Consider the following 307-nt stretch of genomic DNA (forward strand, 5'->3'; position numbering starts at 1 on the left):
TATTTGCGGCCTGTTCGGTCTTCCAGTGCTTGACCATTACGCCTACGGTAGAAAAAGAACCCCCAGTCATCGCAATGACAGCGTTTACAGTGACGTTCTTACCGGATTTTATAAGATCGTCACATGCAGCGTTCACAGCATCTTGCGTTACCTTGGTTTTACGTTCCATTGGGTCACCTGATTTCATAAAGTATAAGAAAGCAGTAATACTACTACTATATACTACAATGCTGTGAATTTTTTCTTATCTTGGATTGAGATCATAGGCGCTTATGGGAAAGCAGCTTTTTGCTTCAGTTTTTATATG

General features: G+C 40.7%; 1 protein-coding gene. It reads right to left on the bottom strand.

Translation table 11 applies throughout. The features are described from left to right. The coding region (locus C7H79_RS17540) for a DNA-binding protein (protein WP_172592514.1) at positions 1–187 on the bottom strand (187 nt) is incomplete at its 3' end. Positions 188–307 lie beyond the last annotated feature (120 nt).

The organism is Nitrosomonas supralitoralis (assembly GCF_003011925.2).
Lineage (GTDB): Bacteria > Pseudomonadota > Gammaproteobacteria > Burkholderiales > Nitrosomonadaceae > Nitrosomonas > Nitrosomonas supralitoralis.